The following is an 18,983-nucleotide window of genomic DNA, read 5'->3' as shown; positions in this document are numbered from 1 at the left end:
TGCAGGTCGTCGTGCCGCGTCTGATCGTTCGCGGGTGTAGGCAGAACCGAGGTTCATGCGGCTGTCGGTACGTTTCCCGCGCCGGCCCCCGTCGGGCTGGGGTCGGCGGCACACGGTAGTACAGACCTCTGCCCCTCCGTGCGCTGACTGCGGGCACAGACAGGGCAGAGGTCTGCACTGACAGGGTAGGTGTCTGCACCGTCGGATAGTCGGGTGACGATCTTCCCGCCCGACCCGGATTTCGAGGCTCTGCGCCCGGAACTCGCCCGGCTGAGGGCCGCGCGGGGGTGGACTTACGACGAGCTCGCGGCCCAGAGCGGCCTGGCCAGAAGGACGCTTATCGAGATCGAGCAGGGTCGCACCATCGGCACCCCAAAGACGTGGCACGCCCTTGCTCATGCCTTGAGTACCCCGCTCGACGAGCTCTTCGGCGCTCTGTGTCACGGTCACGAACCTCCTGGGCGGACCAGTGAGTGACAGCCGCCAGGACGGAGCAAGACCAACCACCCGAACAGACGATTCGAGGGCCGCCACGGCGGCTGATTGCCGCCCCGGAGTACAGCCGAGGAACTGCGTCTTCCCGAAGAGGACTTCTGGCTCTTTGACACGCCGTGGACGGACCCCTGGCTCTGCCCGACGTCCGAAGGCGGACTGAAGCTGGTTAGGAGGGTTTGCTGGCGCCCTTGGCTCAGCCGGCCCCTTCCCGATAGACACATCGCCTCGGGGGGAGAGCATCGTCCAGAGAACGGGCCTGATCACCTGGGTCACCTACCGCGTTCCGCCGCACCCGGACCACGACGGGGGCAGGGCGGTGCGGAAGAGGCGGTGGACCTGCGGACCGTACGGAGCCGTCCGGCCGAGTAACAAGTAGAGCGACATCAGTCCGCTGCGCCTTTAGGTACTCCCCGGGGGTAAGGTGCAGACTCGGGCAAGCGTCGATCAGGTGGAGTGATGAGGATGCGGACAGCAGGCAGCGGCGGCATAGCCGTTCGCTGGTCGTACGGGGTGTTCCTCACCCTGTGCGTCGCGCTGGCCGTGCTCGTGCACCACGAGACGTCGGCGACCGCTGTCTCGTCCATGCCGGGCTCTGCCCATGCCGCGCACGCGATGCCGGACGAGGCTTGGAAGACCGCCTCACAGTTCGTCTCCCGAGCCCCCACGCACAGCATCGACGCTGGTGGCTGTGCCGCCCCGGGCATGCAGCACTGCGCCACGGCGAGTATCGATGCCGTGCAGCTCGCCATGCCCAGCCAAAGCGAGTTCGACCCGCTCGCGGACCTGTACCAGGCGGTGGGAGGACGCACACCCGCCGCCGCGATCGGGCGTGCTCCGCCCGACCTCTCCGTCCTCTCTCAACTGCGCATATAGGCCGCGCCGGACGGCGCGCGATGTGCCGTCCCCACGCGACCACATCGGCAGTTTCGACACAGAGGACACCAAGAGATGAACAGCATCAACCGCCGCTCCCTGCTGCTCGCCGGACTGGGAGTCGCCGGAGGCGGCGCTCTCGCCGCCTGCAGCAGCAACTCCGGCAGCAGCCCCACCCTTGTCAACCCCTCCGGCTCGGCCGTGGCCGCCGCCGAGAAGAAGCGCGCCGGCACTGGGCGGCAGCAGAAAGTCACCCTGACAGCGGCGCCCGCGAAGATCGACCTGGGCGGCGGCATCATGCCCAAGACCTGGGCCTTCGACGGACGCACCCCGGGCAAGGAGATCAGGCTGTCCGCCGGGGACACCCTGATCGCCGAGCTGACCAACCAGCTCCCGAACAAGACGACGACGTCCATCCACTGGCACGGCATCGCGCTGCGCAACGACATGGACGGGATGCCGTCCGCCACCCAGACCGCCGTCCGGGCCGGCTCCACCTTCACCTACAAGTTCATCGCTGACGCCCCGGGCACGTACTTCTTCCACCCGCACGTCGGCGTCCAGCTCGATCGCGGCCTGTACGCCCCGCTGATCGTCGAGGACTCCAAGGAGACCCTCGCGTACGACGACGAGTGGGTCGTCCTCCTCGACGACTGGGTCGACGGCGTAACGGGCACCCCGGATGAGGTCTTCGCCGAACTGAAGCAAGGCATGGGCCATATGGACATGGGGAAGAGCAGCCCCAGCTCCAGCGGCATGGAGGGCCACGACATGGGGGACATGGGTGGGATGGACATGGGCGACTCCGCCTCGCCCTCGTCCTCCGCCACCTCGGACGGCATGTCGATGAAGTTCATGCTCATGGGTGCCCAGAGTGACCTGCTCGGCGGCGACGCCGGGGACGTGAAGTACCCGCATCACCTTGTCAATGGCCGGGTGGCCGCCGACCCCGACGTCTACACGAGCAAGCCCGGCAAGAAGGTGCGGCTGCGGATCATCAACGCAGGCGGTGACACCGCGTACCGGGTCGCGCTCGGCGGACACAAGCTGACCATCACCCACACAGACGGCTTCCCGGTCGAGCACCAGGAGGTGGACGCCCTGCTGATCGGCATGGGTGAGCGGTACGACGTCCTCGTCACCCTCGGCGACGGAGTCTTCCCGCTCGTCGCCCTGGCCGAGGGCAAGAACGCGAACGGCTTGGCTGTCGTGCGTACGGGCTCGGGGAGCGCACCGTCGGCGACCGTCCGTCCGAAGGAACTCGACGGCATGATCATGAGCGCCTCCCAGCTCCGGGCGGCCGACGGCGTACGACTGAAGTCCGCCAAGACCGACGTGACGCACCAGATCAAGCTGACCGGCGGCATGCACAAGTACAACTGGGCCATCAACGGCATGCCGTTCGACATGAACGATCCCGAGGCGAACCCGATCGTCATCGAGGACGGTCAGCGGGTGCGGCTCGACTTCGTCAACGACTCCGACATGTGGCACCCGATGCACCTGCACGGTCACACCTACCGGCTCGGCGACTCCGGGCCGCGCAAGGACACCGCGATCGTGCTGCCCAAGAAGAAGTTGTCCGTCTTCTTCGACGCTGACAACCCGGGGCAGTGGATGCTGCACTGCCACAACGCGTATCACGGCGAGGCGGGGATGATGGCGAACGTCGCCTACATTGCCTGATCCTCTCCTTTCGTCGTCCAGGCGCGCTCACCGGCACCGGTGGGCGCGCCCGGACGCGTCGGCCGAGGACTGGGTGCGGATCAGCGCTGCCTGTCCAGACCCTGAGGGTCGTGGCCGGGTTCTTGGCCAGAGCCTGGGCCGCCGCCACCTCGAAGCGGCAGTTGGGCGCCGCGCCCGCGTGGCGCCGGGCGTAGTCGATCATGGGCTGAGAGGGGTCGACGCCGACGACCTCGCCCCGCGGGCCGACGACCATGGCGAGCCGGCGGGCGAAGTGCCCGGGGCCGCACCCGACGTCGAGCACCCGGTCCCTGGGCGCGGCTCCGCTGGCCGCGGCCATGGCGGCGTCCAGTGCTCCTCGCCGCCCTGCGAAGAGCACCGCGAGAAAGACGTTGTACAAGCGCACATGGGTGATGAGCACCCCGGGTTCCTCGGGCTGTGCCGCCTTGTGGCCGTGCATCGGGCCTCCTTACGCATCCGCTGCGTACCGGCGCCTGGCACACTTCCACCGTAGCCGTGAAGCCGTGGCTAAGCCCGCACATGCGGCGGCGCGCTGACACCGATGCGCTCGCGCACCATCTGCTGGAAGTGGGGGCAGGTGGCGAAGTCCTCGTGGTCACAGTCGAGGGCGCATTCGATCAGCTCGAGCGAGGCCTGCGCCTCGGCGATACGCCGCTGCAGCTCGGCGCGACGGTGCTGCAGAGTGGCGCGCCGGGCAGAGGGATCGGACTCCTCGATCATCTCGCGGATGCTGTCGAGGTCGAATCCGGCCTCCTTGGCGCGCAGGATGACGGCCACACGGACGAGGTCCTCCGGGCCGTAGCGGCGCCGGCCTGCTACATCGCGTTCGGGGCGGAGCAGGCCCATGGCCTCCCAATGGCGCAGGACATGGGTGGCAAGTCCGAAACGCTCCGCGAGCGCCCCGATAGCCATCGGCTCGTATGGCTCGCTTGACTTCATGCCGACATTAAGTCGCAGGCTACCGAGCATGCACAAGCATCAAACGAAAGACGAGACGACAGTTCGCGTCCCCGAGGGCACGGACGCGTTAATCGCCCTGCTCGACAACGTGGACAACATTCCGGGTGCAGTCGAACTACGGGCCCGCTCCTACGAATTGCTCGGCATCAGGCCGGGCGCGGTGGTAGTCGACGCGGGCTGCGGGCCCGGTCGCGCGGTCGCGGAGATGAGCGAGCGGGGTGCACAGGCAGTCGGCGTCGACATCGACGCGCAGATGGTCGCCGTCGCCCGCAGACGCTGGCCGGCCGGAGACTTCCGCTTGGCGAACGCTTATGAACTCCCTTTTGAGGACAGCGTGTTGGGCGCATATCGGGCCGAGAAGATGTACCACGACGTGGACGATCCCGCCCGCGCGCTCGACGAGGCGCGGCGCGTGCTCGCCCCCGGCGGGCGCATCGTCCTCATCGGGCAGGACTGGGACACCTTCGTCATCGATGCCGATGACCCTGTGCTCACCCGCACCATCGTGCACGCCCGCGCCGACACGGTCCCCGGGCCGCGCACCGCCCGCCGCTACCGCAACCTCCTCCTCGACGCGGGTTTCGACGACGTCACGGTCGAGGCTCATACGGGGATCTTCACCGACGCAGTCGTGCTGCCCATGCTGGACGGTCTCGCGGAAGGGGCCCGGTCCGTAGGTGCGATCAGCTTTGCGGAAGCCGAAGCCTGGGTCGAGGAACAGGCCCAACGCGCCAATGCGGGCCGCTTGTTCGTGGCTGTGCCGCTGTTTCTTGCCGCTGCCACCCGTCCTTAGCCGCTGGCGGGAGCCCCGTGGAGGCGCGCCCTACCCCGGAATCAAGGGCACGGCGGGGTGTCCGTGCGCGGCTTCGCATCAGCGCGCGGGCTTGCCGCTTGGGTATCAACGTACGGTGAGCGTGCCCGTCATGGGGCGGATGGCGCAGATGAAGGAGTAGCTGCCAGGGGTAGACGGCGCGGTGAAGGTGGCGGTGGCACCGTCGTCGATACTGTCAGTGTCGAAAGCCTTGCCCTCCGTGGCGGTCACGGTGTGCGGGGCGGAGTCCCAAGCTCGGCGACGAACCGCGCCAGATGATCCTGCGGCAGCCACTCATCCAGCGACGGCGGCAGCAACAGCGTCTGATCCGGGGCGAACACGCGGAACGACTTGGTCACCGGTGCCGACGGCCCGCCCTCCGGCTTCACCCCCGTCGCCGCCACCTCGAACAGACCATCCCCACCAGACATACCAAGATTCTTCCATACAGAAGATCACGAATGACCGGCGAGGTTGGCATTACCTTGTCAGGCATCAGGCATGACGAGGTATGTGAGTTGCCGCGCCATGGGCCACGCACCCGGCGTCGTGTTCGACACCACCGTCGCACTGAGCTGGGTCCCCGGATCGTGAGTCGTCTGGAACGAGACGCCCGCATCGTAGCCGGTCAGCAGCACGCGATCGCCCGCCCCGGCCAGCCAGAATCCCAGACCGTAGCGGCGCTTCTTCGACGGCACGTCGCTGACCGGCGCGACCATGCGCTCCACCCACTGCTGCGGCACGATGCGGCCGCCGAACAGCGCCGACCAGAACGCCGCCACGTCCGCGGCCGTCGAGAAGATCCCGCCATCGCCGCTGCCGCGTACCGGAAGGTGCAGTGCATTGCTCCGATCGCCAGCCGCCCTGAGATAGCCGACAGCGGTCCGCTCTGGCAGTTCATCGGTACGGTCGAACGCAGTGTCCGTCATCCCGGCCGGTACACAGACGCGCTCCTGGACGAGGTCATGGAATGGCACACCGGCGACCCGGGAGGCGATGAGCGCGAGCACCACGTATCCGCCGTTGCAGTAGCAGAACCGGTCGTCCGGCCTGAACTTCGCCGGGTGGCCGTCCAGCACGGCCAGGTAGTCCTCGGTGTCGACGAGCGTGTGGACCGGCACCGAAAGCATGTGGTCGGTGACGTCAAAGCCCTCGTCCTAGTCCAAGTAGTCACCGATGCCAGACCGGTGGGCCAGCAGGTGCCCGACAGTGACGTCGCCGCCGATCAGCGGCAGATCGCGGCCCAGCACCGACCGGGCGGTCGTCGCCAGATCCAGCAGGCCGTCCGCGACAAGCCCGATCACACACGCGGCCGTCAGGCCCTTCGTGCCGCTGGCCAGGGCGAACCGCGTATTCACGGTATTCAGGACCCCGAATCCCCGGAACGCCTCGCCGTAGGCCTTCGTGAACTCGGCCTTCACGCCACGGTGCACCGCCACAACCCCGGAGAACCCGTTCCACAAAGCCAAGTCATCGAGCGACCGCTCGGCGTCCGCAGTGACCAGTCCCATAGGAACAAGTGTGCTCGAAACCCCCAAACCCTGCGACCGAATTCGCACCATCCTCGTAGTCACCGCCACCCAACACCGGGAACCACCCACTGACGCCGAGAGCCAGAATTACTGACCCACGCTCCTAGGTGCGTGGACGCCGAGATGCGGCGACACGCTTTGTGACCTGCGCTGTACCAAATTGCCAACTATCTCTCTGATTCCGCTCTTCAAGCCACGGGAGCTACTTGGCACCGGCGCAGGTCACGAACGTTTCCCGGTGCCAACTATCGATCCTGGTCACAGGGAGGCCGGCCGCACAACACGGAACCCGGGGGTGCGGATCTGTCACCGCGCTCTCTCCGGTGCGGTCACGGCTGCGGGCGCACCGGTGAGGCGGGGTTCGACGTCCACGACGCCCTCCACGGCGCGGACGAGGCGTACGGCGACGGAGATGGGGGAGGTGTCCCGGACCTGTCCGTGGAGAGTGACTACTCCGTCGTGCACGTTCACGTGGATGGTGTGGCCGAGGGCGGGGAACAGGTAGGACACCACCGTGCGTCGGACCTCTTCGGCGATGTCCTCGTCCGACCGCAGGAAGACCTTCAGCAGGTCGCCGCGGCTGACGATGCCTTGCAGCATGCCCTCGCCGTCGACCACGGGAAGCCGTTTGACGTGTTTCACGGCCATGATCCGGGCTGCCTGCGCCAGGGTGACGTCGGGGTGCACCGTGATGGCGGGAGTGCTCATGACCTCCTCGGCGGTCACCGCGCCCGCCTTGGCTACGTCGGACAGCCGCTGACGCTGCTCGTACAGGCTCGGGTCGCTGTCGCGGAACTCCTCCTTGGGCAGCAGGTCGGCTTCGGAGACCACCCCGATGACGCGCCCTTCGCCCTCCAGGACCGGCAGGGCGCTCACCTTCCACTGCTCCATGGTCCTGACGATCTCCTTGAAGGGTGCGTCACGTCCGACCGCCACGACCGTCATGGTCATCACGTCGCTCACGATGTGCGGGGTCTCAGGCACTTGGGACCTCCTCCTTTCGCCGTCGCAGGCAATGGAACTCAGGGAACAGGCCCAGCGCCGTAGGGCGCGTACAGATTGAGCAGTCGCAGGCGGGCGGCCCTGAGCCGGTTTGCGATCAAGCCGGAGACGTGGGTCATCAGTGCACGGCCGAACACCGGGTCCTGCTCGCACAGCTCCCGCACCACCGTGGCGTCGAACTCGTATGCGCGTACCGGGCTTGACGCCTCGGCTCCCAGGTGCCGGTGGTGGGGTGGGATGAGCGAGGACCAGCCGAGAAGTTCACCGGCGTGGAGGGACTCGATGACCGCCGCGCGCCTGCCTGGCACATGAAGATCGAGATCGACGGTGCCCGTCTGGATGATCCAGAAGCGGTCTGCCTTGTCGCCCTCCTTGAAAATGCGCTCGCCCGAGTCGAAGGACACTTCGCGAGCGATGGCCATGAGCCGATCGTGGTACCCCCTGGGCAGAGCTGAGAGAGCGCCGGTCCTTGTCATCATGATTGCCTTCCTTACTGCCTGCACGGCCCGGTGCGGGAAGTGCCGTCTGTTCGGCCGGCGGAGGCGGGAGCCGGCAGTGCGTCCCGTTTCCTCGGTGACTCCAGCGTCCGTCCCGGGGCGCGTGTCTCCCAGGGCCTGAAAGGGCCAAGGACTTGGGCCGACCGGCCCTGATGAGCTGACGGTGGCCTCACCGGGTCCCGGGGTGCCGCGTACGGCTGCCGGTCCGCCTGTCGCGGCCGGCCGTGCGCGATGCGACGGTGTGTACAGGGACCGCGCAGTGGCCGCTGGGAAGGAAGGCGGTGGAGACGATGGAACTCCCGCTGGTCGTCGGTGTCGACGGTTCGGAGTCCAGCCTGCAGGCGATCGACTGGGCAGTGGACGAAGCGGCACGCCACGGGCTGCCGCTTCGCCTGGTATACGCCTCCCTGTGGGAGCGGTACGAGGGCGGCCGCCCGTCCTTCAGTACCGACCGCCCCTCCGAAGAGATCATGGCGGAGCACATCGCCGCGTCCGGCGCGGAACGCGCCCAGCGTCGCAACCCGGAGCTGAAGGTGTCGGCCGAGGTCATTCCGGAGGATGCGGTGTCCGCCCTGCTGCAGGCGGGCCACGACGCGTACGCCGTGGTCACCGGGTCGCACGGCCGAGGGGCGTTCGCCGGGGCGCTGCTGGGATCGGTGAGCCTCGCCGTGGCGGCCCGCGCCTTCGTGTCCCCGGTCATCGTGGTCCATGGCGAGGTGCAGAACCGGCAGGGGACCTTCCGGCGGGTGGTGGTCGGTGTCGGGGAGTCGCCTGAGCACCTGGCCGCTGTGCGGTTCGCCTTCCGTGAGGCCGAGGTGCGGGGCTGCCCGCTCCACGCCGTACGGGTCTGGCGCAGCCCGGCACATGAACAGGTGGACCACCTGCTCTTCGAGGACGATGCGGCCCAGGTTCACGAGGAGCGTGCCTCCACTCTCCTCGCCGGGGCACTCCGCGAGGCCGAGCGGGATCACCCCGGCGTCGAAGTGGTCCGCCGGGCGATCGAGGGCGCCCCACACAGGGTGCTGGTGAGCGAATCGGCCGACGCGGATCTGCTGGTCGTCGGGGCGCTGAGGCGCCCTGGTCACTTCGGTCTCCAGCTCGGGCGGGTCGCTCACGCCGTGCTGCACCATTCGCGGTGCCCGGTCGCCGTCGTCCCACAGGGGGCATGAACTCCGGCATGGCGGGCGCCGTGCCGCGCACCCGGAGCCGCGCCTGCGGCCGTCCGGCCGGTTACTGCTCGGCCGGACCTATGCGCCGCCCTGTAAGGCGCCTCGGCTGGATCGAGACCCACATCTCGCGTTCGCCCCCCGCCCACGGCTTGCTGTGGGCGCGATCGGTCAGTCGGCGAACGGCATCCGGCTCAGTGACCGGGCGGGCCGGGCCGACGGCGAGCACGCTCCAGCCCTGGCTCATGGCGTCGTCCACGTGATCGACCTCGAAGGCCACGTCGTTTCCCGCCGCGGCCGCGGGAGTGGAACCGGGAGCAGTGCGGAAGACGATCGCGTCGTCGACGACCTCATAGTTCACCGGTACGACGGCCGGGCCGTCAGGTGTCGACACCGCGACGCGCCCCACACCGTGGGTGGAGAGCAGGGCCCGGCACTGGTCGGGACCGAGGTCCCGCAGTTCGGGGCGGAGGAGGGCCTGGCCCTGGCCGGGCGGCAGGTCGATGCCGCTGCCGCGCAGAGCCGCGACGCTGGTGCCCAGCGCGGCGGCCAGTCTGATGAGACTCGCCAGGCTCGGATCCGCCGGCTGCTCCTCGACGTAGGCGAGGTAGTCCGGAGCCATGGCGGCGCGGCGGGCAGTTTCCGCCCGGCTGAGTCCCTGCCGCTCGCGTTCGGCGGCCACGCGGCGCCCGATGTCGCCCACCAGGGACGCCTCGGCTGGCGTCCTGTCGTCGGATACGGCAAACCCTCCCGAGGCCGTCTCGGCGGAAACAGCCCTGGAGGGCTTGCCGGTTGGTTCAGTTGGTTCAACTGTTTCGGCCACGTGCTCCAGGTGATGCACGTGCGCGTCGGGTCCAGGGAATACGAGCGTTGTCTCGTCCGTGTCCGACCAGTGAACGTCATAGGGCGGCGTTCCGTCTTCGTGGTGGAGGCCGACGATCTCGCCCTCGCGCTTGGTCGCTCCGGTGGTGGGGCTCTCGATGACGAGTTGGTCGCCCAGGTGAGCACGCATGATCATCACCGTTCCTGGAAAACGTCGCTTTACGGAGAGGAAGGCACTGGCCCGTACCCTGCTTGCCGAGACGGGCCTGCCGCGCGCCAGTGCGCGGTGTCTGGCGGACCCGCCGCCGGTCACATGGACCACCCCGCGACGGGACGAGCGCGGCGCCCATCAGCTGCTGCACCGACGCTCTCGATGTCGCGTTCCGCAGTGTCCACCAGCTGCTGGGCGAGGTCCCGCATGGCCCTGCCCGCCGCCAGCTCGTCACCGATCTCCGGCACATCCGTGTCCGCGGGGTTGCAGTGCGCCGTCCCGTGTCCAGTGAGCGTCGAGGTACCGGTGTTCAACACCACGCGTGCTGTCGTCGCTCCTTCGTCCTCGAAAAGGTAGAGGCGAACCTTCCACTCAACGGTATGCGGCATCGCTCTCCTCCTCATCTGCGTACTCGTCTGGGTACCGAGAGGTCACTCGGCCATCGATCTCATCGTCGGACGTCGGCGCCCCGCCGTCACGGGGCCGGAGGTCCCTGTAATCAGATCCGCGGCACGACGGCGGTACCGTCACCCTTCATAAGAAGCGCGGCAAAATGCCACATCTGGGTACTTCTCAATATGAAGTTGCTTGGTGCGGACGCGTGCCGGTCGGGCGCCGCGCTGTGCCGGGAAAAGGGGCGAGCCGGACATGCCGTCCGTAGCCCCACGTTCTATCGAGACGGAGGCGCTCGCCATGGAGCCAGTGGTCACCGTGGGCCTGGACGGTTCACCTGAGAGCCTGGCCGCCGCCCGCTGGGGCGCGGACGAAGCCGACCGGCAGGGACTCGCGCTGCGCCTGCTCCACGCATGGCCTCTGCTGCGGCCCGGGACGTCTGATGTCCCCCCGCAGCAGGACCCGAACTACTGGCCGAGGCGCATCGTGCACAACGCGCAGACGGAGCTCCACAAGCGTCACCCTGCTCTGCTCATTGTGGAGAACCTGGTCGCCGAGGATGCCCGGGACGCGCTGCTGAGAGCGGCATCCGAGTCCCGACTGGTGGTGCTGGGATCGCGGGGGCTGGGTGCGGTCGAAAGCTACTTCCTCGGTGACATCAGCATGGATGTCGTGTCACGGGCCGAGCGGCCGGTGGTGCTCGTACGTGAGGGTGTCGACGAGACGGTGCAGCCTCCCGGGCATGAGGGCTGCGTGGTGGTCGGACTGGGGCTCAAGGACGCGTGTGACGACGTGCTCGAGTTCGCCTTCTCCGCCGCGGCCGCCCGCGGTGTGCCGCTGCGGGCGGTTCACGGGCGCGGGCTTCCCATGCAGGCGTACACGCCCTGGGGTGTGGACGCCGAGGTCGCCGCAGAGATCACGGAGGAAGTGGAGAAGGACCTGAACGAGGCGCTGCGCCCTTGGCGCGAGAAGTTCCCCGGCGTGCAGGTGGTCGACGTGGTCCGGCTCGAAAGCCCGGCCAGGGCCACCGTAGCGGGCGCGTACGGGGCCGACCTCCTGGTGCTCGGCAGACGCAGGCACCGGGGCGCACTGGCGCCGCGCCTCGGTCCCGTGGCTCATGCCGCCGTGCACCACGCGGCGTGCCCCGTCGCCGTCGTCCCGCATGACTGACCCGGTCGACGACTGAGCCGGTCGGCCGCGTCAGCAGGAAGGCTCCGCCACCCGGAAGCGAGGCATTCGCGCCGATGACCGGCACCCGTCCCGGGCGGTTTCCTCACTCTCGGAGCCGTCGGGACCAATCGGGCTCGACCCGCTCCCACTCGGCGTCCCACTGGGCGTACGTTCTGCGGTCGAGCAGGCGCGTGAAGCCCTTCCACGCGAGTACGGCGGTCACGATGGCCGCCGCTGAGACCGTGACCCCGCTCGTACAACCGCTGAGGACGGCCTGACCGGGAGTGGTCGGTGCCGGAGTGATCCGGTCACGGCCGTCGACCCACAGCCGTATGGTCGTGCCTGCCGCGGTAGCCGGCTTCACCTGCGCGGTGCCGTTGTGCTCCGTTCCGTCGGATCCGGTCCACCGCACCTGCGCGGGTACTCTCGCCGGGTCGGCGCCGTCGCCGGTCGGCACGGCCTCCGGGGCATTTGCCACGAGCCGCGCGTCCACCGGATGCCGTGCCGCGTTTTCGGTCTGCGCGACGCGCATCCGGGACTCGTACGACATCAGGCCCGTGGTGACCCCGGCGATGGGGATTCCCACCACGGCGATCACCAGCAGAATGCGCGCGCACCAGGACCGCAGCCGGTCGGATGTGCGTCGCAGGGGGTTGGTGCCGCGGCCCGGGGCCCGGTGTCCCGCAGGGTCTGGCTGTCGGAACGGCTGGTGCGCTTCCACGGTCCGCTCCTTCCGGTGCCGAACGCCGGAGCGGTTGATGCCTTACCCCTCTACGGTCGTACTCCGGCCCTCCGCCCGCCATGGACTGGAGGTCCCCGTACGCAGAGCCTGCGCCCGAGTACTCCGGCCGGGAGGGCGCACCGGCCCACGGGGCCGGGACCATCGGTCCCCGTCCCGTCGCACACGGCAGAGGGATGATGCAGGTGAAGGCACGTTCCGAACGGGTGCCGCGCCCGTGAGTGGCACCCGGCGCAGTAGCCGGGGAGTGGTGATGATGTTCTGGTACGACCACGGTGGCGGTGGATGGGGCTGGTTCGCGATGTCGATCAGCGTGATCCTTTTCTGGGTGTTGATCATCGTTGTGGCCGTGCTGCTCTTCCGGGCCCTCAACCGCCCCCACGAGCACACCCGCAACCCCGCCGTACCCACGCCCGAACAGATTCTCGGTGAACGCTTCGCCCGCGGGGAGATCGACGAAGAGGAGTACCGGCGCCGTCTCAGCGCGCTGTACCCCGGCACTCCCGGCAAACCCTGATTCACCTACGCACCGACGCTCGCCGCCGCCATGGGACCCGAACCCCTCAGAGGGGAGGTCGCAGTGTGCGGCCGGAGACGGGCTCGGCGACTCTGGAGACAGCCGAAGCGGGCGAGGACAGCGGGGCGTGGTCGTCGATGGCAGGGGCGCGGAGGGCGAGCACCCCGATACGGAGGGTGGGTCGGCGCTGCGACCGGGCAGGCCGGCCGCGAGGCGAAGCCCTTGCAGGGCGCGGTCGCCCGTTGCCGAGTCCGGTGCGGACGGCGTCCCTGGAGGATGCGCATGAAGTGGCTGATCACCCTGATCGGCGCAGTCGTCGTGATGACGATCTTGCGGGACGTGTTCCACACCCTGTGGCATCCCACGCGCCATGGAGGCCTGAGCCGGATCATCATGACGGGTCTGTGGCGGCTCTCCTCACGGTTCAGCGCCCGTCGGCGGGCGGCCGGTCTGGCCGGACCGCTCGGCATGGTGACCGTGGTGGCCACGTGGGCGATGAGTGTGGCCCTGGGGTGGGCGCTGATCTACTGGCCGCACATGCCGAACGCGTTCTCCTACTCCGCGGCGCTGGAACCGGGCCGGCACTCCGGACCGGTGGACGCCCTGTACACCTCGCTGGTCACACTCGCCACGCTCGGTCTCGGCGACATCGCACCGGTCGCCGGCTGGCTCCGGATCGTCGCCCCGCTGGAAGCCCTGGTCGGCTTCGCACTGCTGACGGCCACGGTGTCCTGGATCCTCGGCATCTACCCGGCACTGGCGCGCAGGCGGGCACTCGCGCTGCGGATCTCCCACCTTCGCCGAACCGGCTCGGCCGAGCGGCACCTGGACTCGCCCGCTGGAGCCATCGCTCTCGACGGCCTCGCGGGCGATGTCGCGCGCATCTGCGTGGACCTCTCCCAGTACGCCGAGTCGTACTACTTCCACGACGGTCACGGCGACACGTCCCTGGCCCTCCGTGTCGGCTATGCCGCCGAGCTGGCCGAAGTGGCGGTCAGGGCCAGGCGCCCGGACGTCAGGGCATCCGCCGCCGTCCTCACCGCGGCTCTCGAGGACCTCGCCGGCATCCTCGACCGATGGTTCCTGCACACGGAGGGCTCCATGCATCAGACCTTCCAGGCCTATGCCCGTGACCACGGTGGCGACGGTGGCGACGTCGTATGACCGACGTGGCGTCACCAGGCGTGCTGCTCAGGATGCGGGTCCGTACCGCGGACCGAGCGGTCGGCCACGAGTTCCCGGCCGGTGACCAGGTCGGCCTCGATGCGGATGAACACGTCCTTCGGCGAGGCGGCCCAGGAGCGCGGACCGGTCCGTCCCAGCCGCCGTTGCTCGCCGGGGTCGCTCACGACAGTGGCCAGGCCGGTGACGACGACGCTCCAGCCGGACTGCGCGACCGCGTCGACCTCGTCGGCTTCGAACGCCACCACCGAACCGTCGACCGCACGCGCCAGTTCTGATTCCGCAGAGGTGCGCAGCACCACGGCGGAATCGGCGTCCAGACCGAAGTTGACCGGAAGCACTGCCGGCAGCGCATGACGGGTGTGGACGATGCGCCCTACAGGGGCCCTGCCCAGCAGGGCCAGACATTCCTGTCGGTCCAGTTCACGAAAGCCGTCGTGGGGATACATGGATTCGCCCGTCCTCACCATCTGGTACGTCGCGCAAATCCATGCTTCCCGGCCCCGGGGATGCGGACCAGGGCCGAACAGCCCCAGTGAGCCGGGCCCTCCTGCCTCTCCTCGAGCGAGGCCTCGCCGCGCCCGGCTACTCAGGTCGTACGGGCACACGCCAGACCACAGAGGTGCCACCGCCGGGCGGGGCGGCCAGTTCCAGGGAACCGCCCAGCTTCCCGGCCCGTTCCGCGATGTTGCGCAGGCCGCTGCGACGGCCCCCGGCCGGGACGCCCACGCCGTTGTCGGTGACTGCCAACCGCACCTCCTTACCGTCGGTCTCCACCACCACCTCGACCCGGTCGGCGTGGGCGTGCCGGGCGACATTGGTCAGCGCCTCGGACAGCACGGCCAGCACCTGGTCGGCGACCGCCCTCGGCACCTGCGTGTCCAGCAGGCCCTCCATCCGCAAGCTGGGCGGGAAGCCCAGCACGGGAGCGGCCTCGCCGAGCGCACGCACGATCTGCGCCCGAAGACCCTGTTCCGTGGCTTCCTCGCGCGACCGGAGCCCGAAGATCGTCGTACGAATGATCTTGATGGTCTCGTCGAGGTCGTCGACTGCCCTCAGTACCCGCTCGGACGCCACCGGGTGGTCGATGAACCGGCCGGCGCTCTGCAGCGTCATGGCTGTCGCGAAGAGGCGCTGAATGGCCAGGTCGTGCAGGTCGCGGGCGATCCGGTCGCGATCTTCCAGCAGCGCGATCTGCTCGGCGTCACGGCGCCGTTCCGCCAGCTCCATCGCCACCGCCGCCTGTGCGGCGAATCCCTTGAGTGGCTCCGTCTCGTCCGCCGAGAACATCGTCGCGCCCGCCTCGCGGGCCAGCAGGACGACACCGCGTACGCCTTCGCCGGTGCCGATCGGTACCGCGACCGCCGGACCACTGGCGAAGCGGGGCGCTTCGGCTGAGTCGCTCCCCCTGCCCTGGGACATTCCCGTCGTACCGAGTTCGTCGCCGGAGATGTCCGGGCAGGCCACCAGGGTGCCGGAGGAGAACGCCGCGCCCATCAAGCTGCCCTCCATGGGCAGCACCAGCCCGCGGCGCTCCGCCGCCCCCTGGCCGATGGCCAGTTCGACCGTCAGCGCGTCACTGCCCTCCAACGGCACGGCCACCACGGCGAGCGCCGCATGGGTGATCTCACGTGCGCGCTCGGCGACAAGGCCCAGTACCGCGCCGCGGGGACTGCCGGAGAGCAGACTGTGGGTGATCTCGGCGGTCGCCGTGAGCCACCGCTCGCGGCGTCTGGACTCCTCGTAGAGCCGTGCGTTGTCGATGGCGACCCCGGCGGCGACGGCCAGGGTCGACAGCACCGACTCGTCCTCCTCGTCGAACTGCGCCCCGCCCCGCTTCTCGGTCAGATAGAGGTTTCCGAAGACCTGGTCGCGGACGCGGATGGGAACACCGAGAAACGCGTTCATCGGCGGATGGTGAGGCGGGAACCCGTACGACGCGGGGTGCTCGGAGAGCTTCGACAGCCGCAGCGGCTCCGGATTCCGGATCAGCTCGCCCAGGATGCCGTGCCCCTCCGGGAAGGGGCCGATCGCCGCGATCTCCTCCTCGGTCACGCCCACCGTCAGGAACTCCGAGAGCCGCCTGCCGTCCGGCCCGATCACACCCAGCGCCGCGTATCCGGCGTCGACCAGCACTGCCGCCGCCTCCACGATGCTCCGCAGCACCTGCTCCAGGTCCAGCTCGCGGCCGACCGCAAGCACCGCTTCCAGCAGGCCGTGCACGCGATCCCGGGTTCCGCGTGCCGCATCCAGACGAGCCTGCAGCTCTTCGAGCAGCTCGTCCTGCCTCAGGTGGGGCAGCCGTACGCCGGCGCCCTCGGAGCCTGCCACCGCCGCTCCTTCCAGCCACCACCATCGCCGAGCCGACGGTCGACCTCCCGGTCACGGCCACGCTACCTTCGCGGGCCGTGCGGCGACACGACACGGTTGCGCCGTTCGGCGGGAGGCGGCTCGCGCAGAGGCCGGTATGCGTGGGCCGGGCGGAGATACGTACAGGCGAGGTGCTCAAACGGCACGGCTCGATGCCGCCTGCACCCAGGAACGCGGTCAGGCGGGTGAGGAACCGTGATGCGCCTCGTGTTCCAGGCGGTCCTGGACCTGAGTGGCGATGACGGCTGCCTGGATGCGCCGCTCCACACCGAGCTTGGCCAGCAGACGGGAGATATGGTTCTTGATCGTCTTCTCGGCGAGGTAGAGCCGCCGGCCGATCTGCCGGTTGGTCAGGCCCTCGCCGATCAGTGCCAGGATCTCCCGCTCACGAGGTGTCAGTCCCGGCAACGCGACGGCGTGCGGATCGTCGTGCCGGTCCGCGCGCAGCCGGGCCATCAGCAGCGCGGTGGCACTGGGATCGAGCAGAGACTGGCCCGCGGCCACGGTACGCACCGCCGAGACCAGGTCCGAGCCCTGAATCTGCTTCAGCACGTAACCCGAGGCCCCCGCCATGATCGAATCCAGCAGCGCCTCCTCGTCGTCGAAGGAGGTCAGCATCAGACAGGCCAGGCCGGGCATGCGGGAGCGCAGTTCCCGGCACACGGTCACGCCGTCGCCGTCCGGCAGGCGCACGTCGAGCACGGCGACCCGCGGTCGCAGGGCCGGGATGCGCACCAAGGCCTGCTCCGCGGTGGCGGCCTCGCCGACCACGGTGATGTCAGGCTCGTCGTCCAGCAGATCGTGGACCCCCCGCCGGACCACTTCATGGTCGTCCAGCAGGAACACCTGGATCGGGCTGTCGGTCCCGCGTTGCTCGCTGTCCACCATCAGGATGCTCCTGCCCTGCGCCGCGGCGCCCGGTACCGGCATGTGTTCAGCCTTGCCTTCATGGCTGATCCTGCGTGACGGCAGGGCCGAAGGACCAGGGCCGACCGGCCCTGTTCTCGCCGGGGGCCGGGATGTCCCGCTTCAGATGAGTTACCCGTCGCGGCCGGGAGCCCGACTCGTGGCGGACACCCTTCGCCCGGTCCGACGCAGCCGGCCTCACCCCCGGTACTGGCCCGTCCGGACGGCGTCACCGCTCGACGTGACGGTCCGGGCCCGACGGGGATGCCCCGGCGTCCTGCTCCTTCAGTGCCCTGGCCTCGCTCTTGAAGATCCGGGCCGCCTTGCCCGCCGACCGCGTCAGCTCGGGCAGTTTCCTGATCCCTAGGACCACGATGACGACGATGAGGATCACGGCCAGTTCGCTCAAGCCGAACATCTGATCTGCTCTCTCCCGGTGACGGATGCCGGCCCGTACGGGGTACCGGCGACACGCCACAAACTACAGTGCTGTAGAAGTTTCTCCTGAAGCATGATCGCTCAACAAGCCCGCCTTCCAGCCGGCCCGCCGGGCCCTGGACGAGCTGGAGCGCGACCTCGTCGAGGCCGCACCGCTCCGCGCCAGAGGGTAGTTGGCATCATCGGGTCAGCGACATCGTCCAGTGCCGAGTGGAAATCCTTGTCACACTGGCCGTGGCGACAGCAGCACAGGCGTACGAGGGAGCAGGAGGTGGGCGCCATGCCGGACGGCGATCCGGGGCTCTTCGGCCCCTCCTCCGTCACCTGGCAGCTGCACAGCGACCCGATGATGTGGATCGCGGGCGTCCGCGCGCTGTACCTGCAGGCACTCCATCCGCGCGCGGTGCGCGGAGTGATGCAGAACTCCACTGCATTTGATCGAGAAGGGGGCCGCGAGGACGCGTGGGGCCGGCTCATGCGCACCGCGAACTTCGTCGGCACCACCACGTACGGCACGACCGAGGCCGCCGAACGGGCCGGTGCCCGCGTGCGGAAGATCCACAGCATGCTCGGGGCGACGGACCCGGACACGGGGGAGCGCTACGGCGTCGACGAGCCCGAGCTGCTGCTGTGGGTGCACTGCGCCGAGATCGACTCGTATCTGCACGTCGTGCGCCGCTCCGGGATCCGTCTCACGGACGCGCAGGCCGACCGGTACGTCGACGAGCACCGCGTCAGCGCCCGGCTCGTCGGCCTCGACCCTGACCGCGTACCGGCCAACGCCGCCGACCTGGCCGCGTACTTCGAGAAGACGCGGCCCGAGCTGGCCGCCGGGCCCGAGGCGCGCGACGTGGACAACTTCCTGCGGCGGCCCCCGGTCCCCGCACTGATGATCCCGGCGCGCGCGATCATCTGGCGGCGCGTGTCGAACCTGGCGTACGCCTCCCTGCCGCCGTACGCCCACGAGCTGTACGGACGGGCGGCCCCGCCACCTGAGGCGGTCACCCGGCGCCTGCGTCTCACCGGCACCCTGCTGCGCCGCATCCCCGCAGGCGTCCGCTGGCAACTGCCGCCCAAACACATCCTCCGAGCCGTGGCACGACTCGGACCCGGCAGCCGCCCGGCCCCATACAAACTCCGCAGACGGGTCGTCATACTGGACGGGCCAGGCCCCGTCTGACGACGGGGTCAGGGG

20 protein-coding genes and 2 pseudogenes are annotated in these 18,983 nt (G+C 69.3%); 9 read left to right on the top strand and 13 right to left on the bottom strand.

What is annotated here, in order from left to right; genetic code table 11:
- Positions 1-213 precede the first annotated feature (213 nt).
- The 3 genes from ACWD4J_RS13095 (at position 214) to ACWD4J_RS13085 (ending at position 3,054) form a co-directional block, all read left to right on the top strand.
- The gene (locus ACWD4J_RS13095; RefSeq protein ID WP_451395407.1) at positions 214-477 is read left to right on the top strand and encodes a helix-turn-helix transcriptional regulator; all 264 of its coding nucleotides are present in this window, start codon (positions 214-216) and stop codon (positions 475-477) included.
- Positions 478-951: 474 nt separating this feature from the next.
- Positions 952-1,368, top strand: coding sequence for a DUF6153 family protein (locus ACWD4J_RS13090; protein WP_451395406.1), 417 nt, complete (start codon positions 952-954; stop codon positions 1,366-1,368).
- 75 nt (positions 1,369-1,443) lie between these two features.
- Positions 1,444-3,054, top strand: a complete 1,611-nt coding sequence (locus ACWD4J_RS13085) for a multicopper oxidase family protein (protein ID WP_451395405.1) — start codon at positions 1,444-1,446, stop codon at positions 3,052-3,054.
- A gap of 121 nt (positions 3,055-3,175) precedes the next feature.
- On the opposite strand, the pseudogene ACWD4J_RS13080 reads toward ACWD4J_RS13085, so the two are convergent.
- Together ACWD4J_RS13080 and ACWD4J_RS13075 are read right to left on the bottom strand one after the other, a co-directional pair.
- A pseudogene (locus tag ACWD4J_RS13080) lies at positions 3,176-3,511 on the bottom strand (methyltransferase domain-containing protein); the annotation flags it as partial.
- A 68-nt stretch (positions 3,512-3,579) separates the two neighbouring features.
- Entirely contained in the window at positions 3,580-4,011 is a 432-nt protein-coding gene (locus ACWD4J_RS13075) for a MerR family transcriptional regulator (RefSeq protein WP_451395404.1), read from the bottom strand.
- A gap of 28 nt (positions 4,012-4,039) precedes the next feature.
- Between ACWD4J_RS13075 and ACWD4J_RS13070 the strand changes: the two genes are divergently transcribed.
- Complete coding sequence (locus ACWD4J_RS13070) at positions 4,040-4,825, top strand: methyltransferase domain-containing protein (RefSeq protein ID WP_451395403.1); 786 nt, start codon at positions 4,040-4,042, stop codon at positions 4,823-4,825.
- Between the two features lie 245 nt (positions 4,826-5,070).
- Here ACWD4J_RS13070 and ACWD4J_RS13065 read toward each other — a convergent pair whose 3' ends face one another.
- The 4 genes and pseudogenes from ACWD4J_RS13065 to ACWD4J_RS13050 form a co-directional block, all read right to left on the bottom strand.
- Positions 5,071-5,274 (bottom strand): hypothetical protein, encoded by a 204-nt coding sequence (locus tag ACWD4J_RS13065; protein WP_451395533.1) that lies wholly within the window; start codon positions 5,272-5,274, stop codon positions 5,071-5,073.
- A gap of 57 nt (positions 5,275-5,331) precedes the next feature.
- A pseudogene (locus ACWD4J_RS13060) lies at positions 5,332-6,354 on the bottom strand (serine hydrolase domain-containing protein).
- A 327-nt stretch (positions 6,355-6,681) separates the two neighbouring features.
- Positions 6,682-7,359 (bottom strand): CBS domain-containing protein, encoded by a 678-nt coding sequence (locus ACWD4J_RS13055; protein ID WP_451395402.1) that lies wholly within the window; start codon positions 7,357-7,359, stop codon positions 6,682-6,684.
- A gap of 38 nt (positions 7,360-7,397) precedes the next feature.
- Positions 7,398-7,853 carry a cyclic nucleotide-binding domain-containing protein gene (locus ACWD4J_RS13050; RefSeq protein WP_451395527.1) on the bottom strand — a complete coding sequence of 152 codons (456 nt, stop codon included), beginning with the start codon at positions 7,851-7,853 and terminating at the stop codon, positions 7,398-7,400.
- Positions 7,854-8,164: 311 nt separating this feature from the next.
- Here ACWD4J_RS13050 and ACWD4J_RS13045 point away from each other — a divergent pair, with 311 nt between their 5' ends.
- Positions 8,165-9,043, top strand: a complete 879-nt coding sequence (locus tag ACWD4J_RS13045) for a universal stress protein (protein WP_451395526.1) — start codon at positions 8,165-8,167, stop codon at positions 9,041-9,043.
- A gap of 61 nt (positions 9,044-9,104) precedes the next feature.
- On the opposite strand, the gene ACWD4J_RS13040 is transcribed toward ACWD4J_RS13045, so the two are convergent.
- Together ACWD4J_RS13040 and ACWD4J_RS13035 are read right to left on the bottom strand one after the other, a co-directional pair.
- Entirely contained in the window at positions 9,105-10,052 is a 948-nt protein-coding gene (locus ACWD4J_RS13040) for a pyridoxamine 5'-phosphate oxidase family protein (protein ID WP_451395401.1), read from the bottom strand.
- A 119-nt stretch (positions 10,053-10,171) separates the two neighbouring features.
- Positions 10,172-10,462 carry a DUF1876 domain-containing protein gene (locus ACWD4J_RS13035; RefSeq protein WP_451395400.1) on the bottom strand — a complete coding sequence of 97 codons (291 nt, stop codon included), beginning with the start codon at positions 10,460-10,462 and terminating at the stop codon, positions 10,172-10,174.
- Positions 10,463-10,766: 304 nt separating this feature from the next.
- Here ACWD4J_RS13035 and ACWD4J_RS13030 point away from each other — a divergent pair, with 304 nt between their 5' ends.
- Entirely contained in the window at positions 10,767-11,636 is an 870-nt protein-coding gene (locus ACWD4J_RS13030) for a universal stress protein (protein WP_451395399.1), read from the top strand.
- Between the two features lie 103 nt (positions 11,637-11,739).
- Here the strand turns inward: ACWD4J_RS13030 and ACWD4J_RS13025 are convergent, their stop codons facing one another.
- Positions 11,740-12,357 (bottom strand): Rv1733c family protein, encoded by a 618-nt coding sequence (locus tag ACWD4J_RS13025; RefSeq protein WP_451395398.1) that lies wholly within the window; start codon positions 12,355-12,357, stop codon positions 11,740-11,742.
- Positions 12,358-12,628: 271 nt separating this feature from the next.
- Between ACWD4J_RS13025 and ACWD4J_RS13020 the strand changes: the two genes are divergently transcribed.
- Positions 12,629-12,892: an SHOCT domain-containing protein gene (locus ACWD4J_RS13020; protein WP_451395525.1), complete on the top strand. Its 264-nt coding sequence runs from the start codon at positions 12,629-12,631 to the stop codon at positions 12,890-12,892.
- Positions 12,893-13,174: 282 nt separating this feature from the next.
- The gene (locus tag ACWD4J_RS13015) at positions 13,175-14,056 is read left to right on the top strand and encodes a potassium channel family protein (protein WP_451395397.1); all 882 of its coding nucleotides are present in this window, start codon (positions 13,175-13,177) and stop codon (positions 14,054-14,056) included.
- Between the two features lie 11 nt (positions 14,057-14,067).
- On the opposite strand, the gene ACWD4J_RS13010 is transcribed toward ACWD4J_RS13015, so the two are convergent.
- From ACWD4J_RS13010 to ACWD4J_RS12995, 4 genes are all read right to left on the bottom strand, one after another.
- Positions 14,068-14,523 (bottom strand): pyridoxamine 5'-phosphate oxidase family protein, encoded by a 456-nt coding sequence (locus ACWD4J_RS13010; protein ID WP_451395396.1) that lies wholly within the window; start codon positions 14,521-14,523, stop codon positions 14,068-14,070.
- Between the two features lie 136 nt (positions 14,524-14,659).
- A complete protein-coding gene (locus ACWD4J_RS13005) occupies positions 14,660-16,405 on the bottom strand; it encodes a sensor histidine kinase (protein ID WP_451395395.1) in 1,746 nt (581 codons plus the stop codon).
- Positions 16,406-16,621: 216 nt separating this feature from the next.
- Positions 16,622-17,332 carry a response regulator gene (locus ACWD4J_RS13000; RefSeq protein WP_451395524.1) on the bottom strand — a complete coding sequence of 237 codons (711 nt, stop codon included), beginning with the start codon at positions 17,330-17,332 and terminating at the stop codon, positions 16,622-16,624.
- Between the two features lie 247 nt (positions 17,333-17,579).
- A complete protein-coding gene (locus ACWD4J_RS12995; protein ID WP_451395394.1) occupies positions 17,580-17,768 on the bottom strand; it encodes a twin-arginine translocase TatA/TatE family subunit in 189 nt (62 codons plus the stop codon).
- Positions 17,769-18,068: 300 nt separating this feature from the next.
- On the opposite strand from ACWD4J_RS12995, the gene ACWD4J_RS12990 reads away from it, so the two are divergent.
- Positions 18,069-18,968, top strand: a complete 900-nt coding sequence (locus ACWD4J_RS12990) for an oxygenase MpaB family protein (RefSeq protein ID WP_451395523.1) — start codon at positions 18,069-18,071, stop codon at positions 18,966-18,968.
- Positions 18,969-18,983: the final 15 nt, after the last annotated feature.

It is taken from the genome of Streptomyces sp. NPDC002577, assembly GCF_053594815.1.
This window is presented reverse-complemented; position numbering and strand designations above follow the sequence as displayed.

Bases quoted from the DNA above. Each gene is read 5' to 3' on its own strand.
- ACWD4J_RS13065 (WP_451395533.1), bottom strand. From the start codon at position 5,274: ATGTCTGGTGGGGATGGTCTGTTCGAGGTGGCGGCGACGGGGGTGAAG.
- ACWD4J_RS13085 (WP_451395405.1), top strand. From the start codon at position 1,444: ATGAACAGCATCAACCGCCGCTCCCTGCTGCTCGCCGGACTGGGAGTC.
- ACWD4J_RS13045 (WP_451395526.1), top strand. From the start codon at position 8,165: ATGGAACTCCCGCTGGTCGTCGGTGTCGACGGTTCGGAGTCCAGCCTG.
- ACWD4J_RS12995 (WP_451395394.1), bottom strand. From the start codon at position 17,768: ATGTTCGGCTTGAGCGAACTGGCCGTGATCCTCATCGTCGTCATCGTG.
- ACWD4J_RS13090 (WP_451395406.1), top strand. From the start codon at position 952: ATGAGGATGCGGACAGCAGGCAGCGGCGGCATAGCCGTTCGCTGGTCG.
- ACWD4J_RS13075 (WP_451395404.1), bottom strand. From the start codon at position 4,011: ATGAAGTCAAGCGAGCCATACGAGCCGATGGCTATCGGGGCGCTCGCG.
- ACWD4J_RS13015 (WP_451395397.1), top strand. From the start codon at position 13,175: ATGAAGTGGCTGATCACCCTGATCGGCGCAGTCGTCGTGATGACGATC.
- ACWD4J_RS13000 (WP_451395524.1), bottom strand. From the start codon at position 17,332: ATGGTGGACAGCGAGCAACGCGGGACCGACAGCCCGATCCAGGTGTTC.
- ACWD4J_RS12990 (WP_451395523.1), top strand. From the start codon at position 18,069: ATGCCGGACGGCGATCCGGGGCTCTTCGGCCCCTCCTCCGTCACCTGG.
- ACWD4J_RS13070 (WP_451395403.1), top strand. From the start codon at position 4,040: ATGCACAAGCATCAAACGAAAGACGAGACGACAGTTCGCGTCCCCGAG.
- ACWD4J_RS13050 (WP_451395527.1), bottom strand. From the start codon at position 7,853: ATGACAAGGACCGGCGCTCTCTCAGCTCTGCCCAGGGGGTACCACGAT.
- ACWD4J_RS13035 (WP_451395400.1), bottom strand. From the start codon at position 10,462: ATGCCGCATACCGTTGAGTGGAAGGTTCGCCTCTACCTTTTCGAGGAC.
- ACWD4J_RS13030 (WP_451395399.1), top strand. From the start codon at position 10,767: ATGGAGCCAGTGGTCACCGTGGGCCTGGACGGTTCACCTGAGAGCCTG.
- ACWD4J_RS13010 (WP_451395396.1), bottom strand. From the start codon at position 14,523: ATGTATCCCCACGACGGCTTTCGTGAACTGGACCGACAGGAATGTCTG.
- ACWD4J_RS13020 (WP_451395525.1), top strand. From the start codon at position 12,629: ATGATGTTCTGGTACGACCACGGTGGCGGTGGATGGGGCTGGTTCGCG.
- ACWD4J_RS13040 (WP_451395401.1), bottom strand. From the start codon at position 10,052: ATGCGTGCTCACCTGGGCGACCAACTCGTCATCGAGAGCCCCACCACC.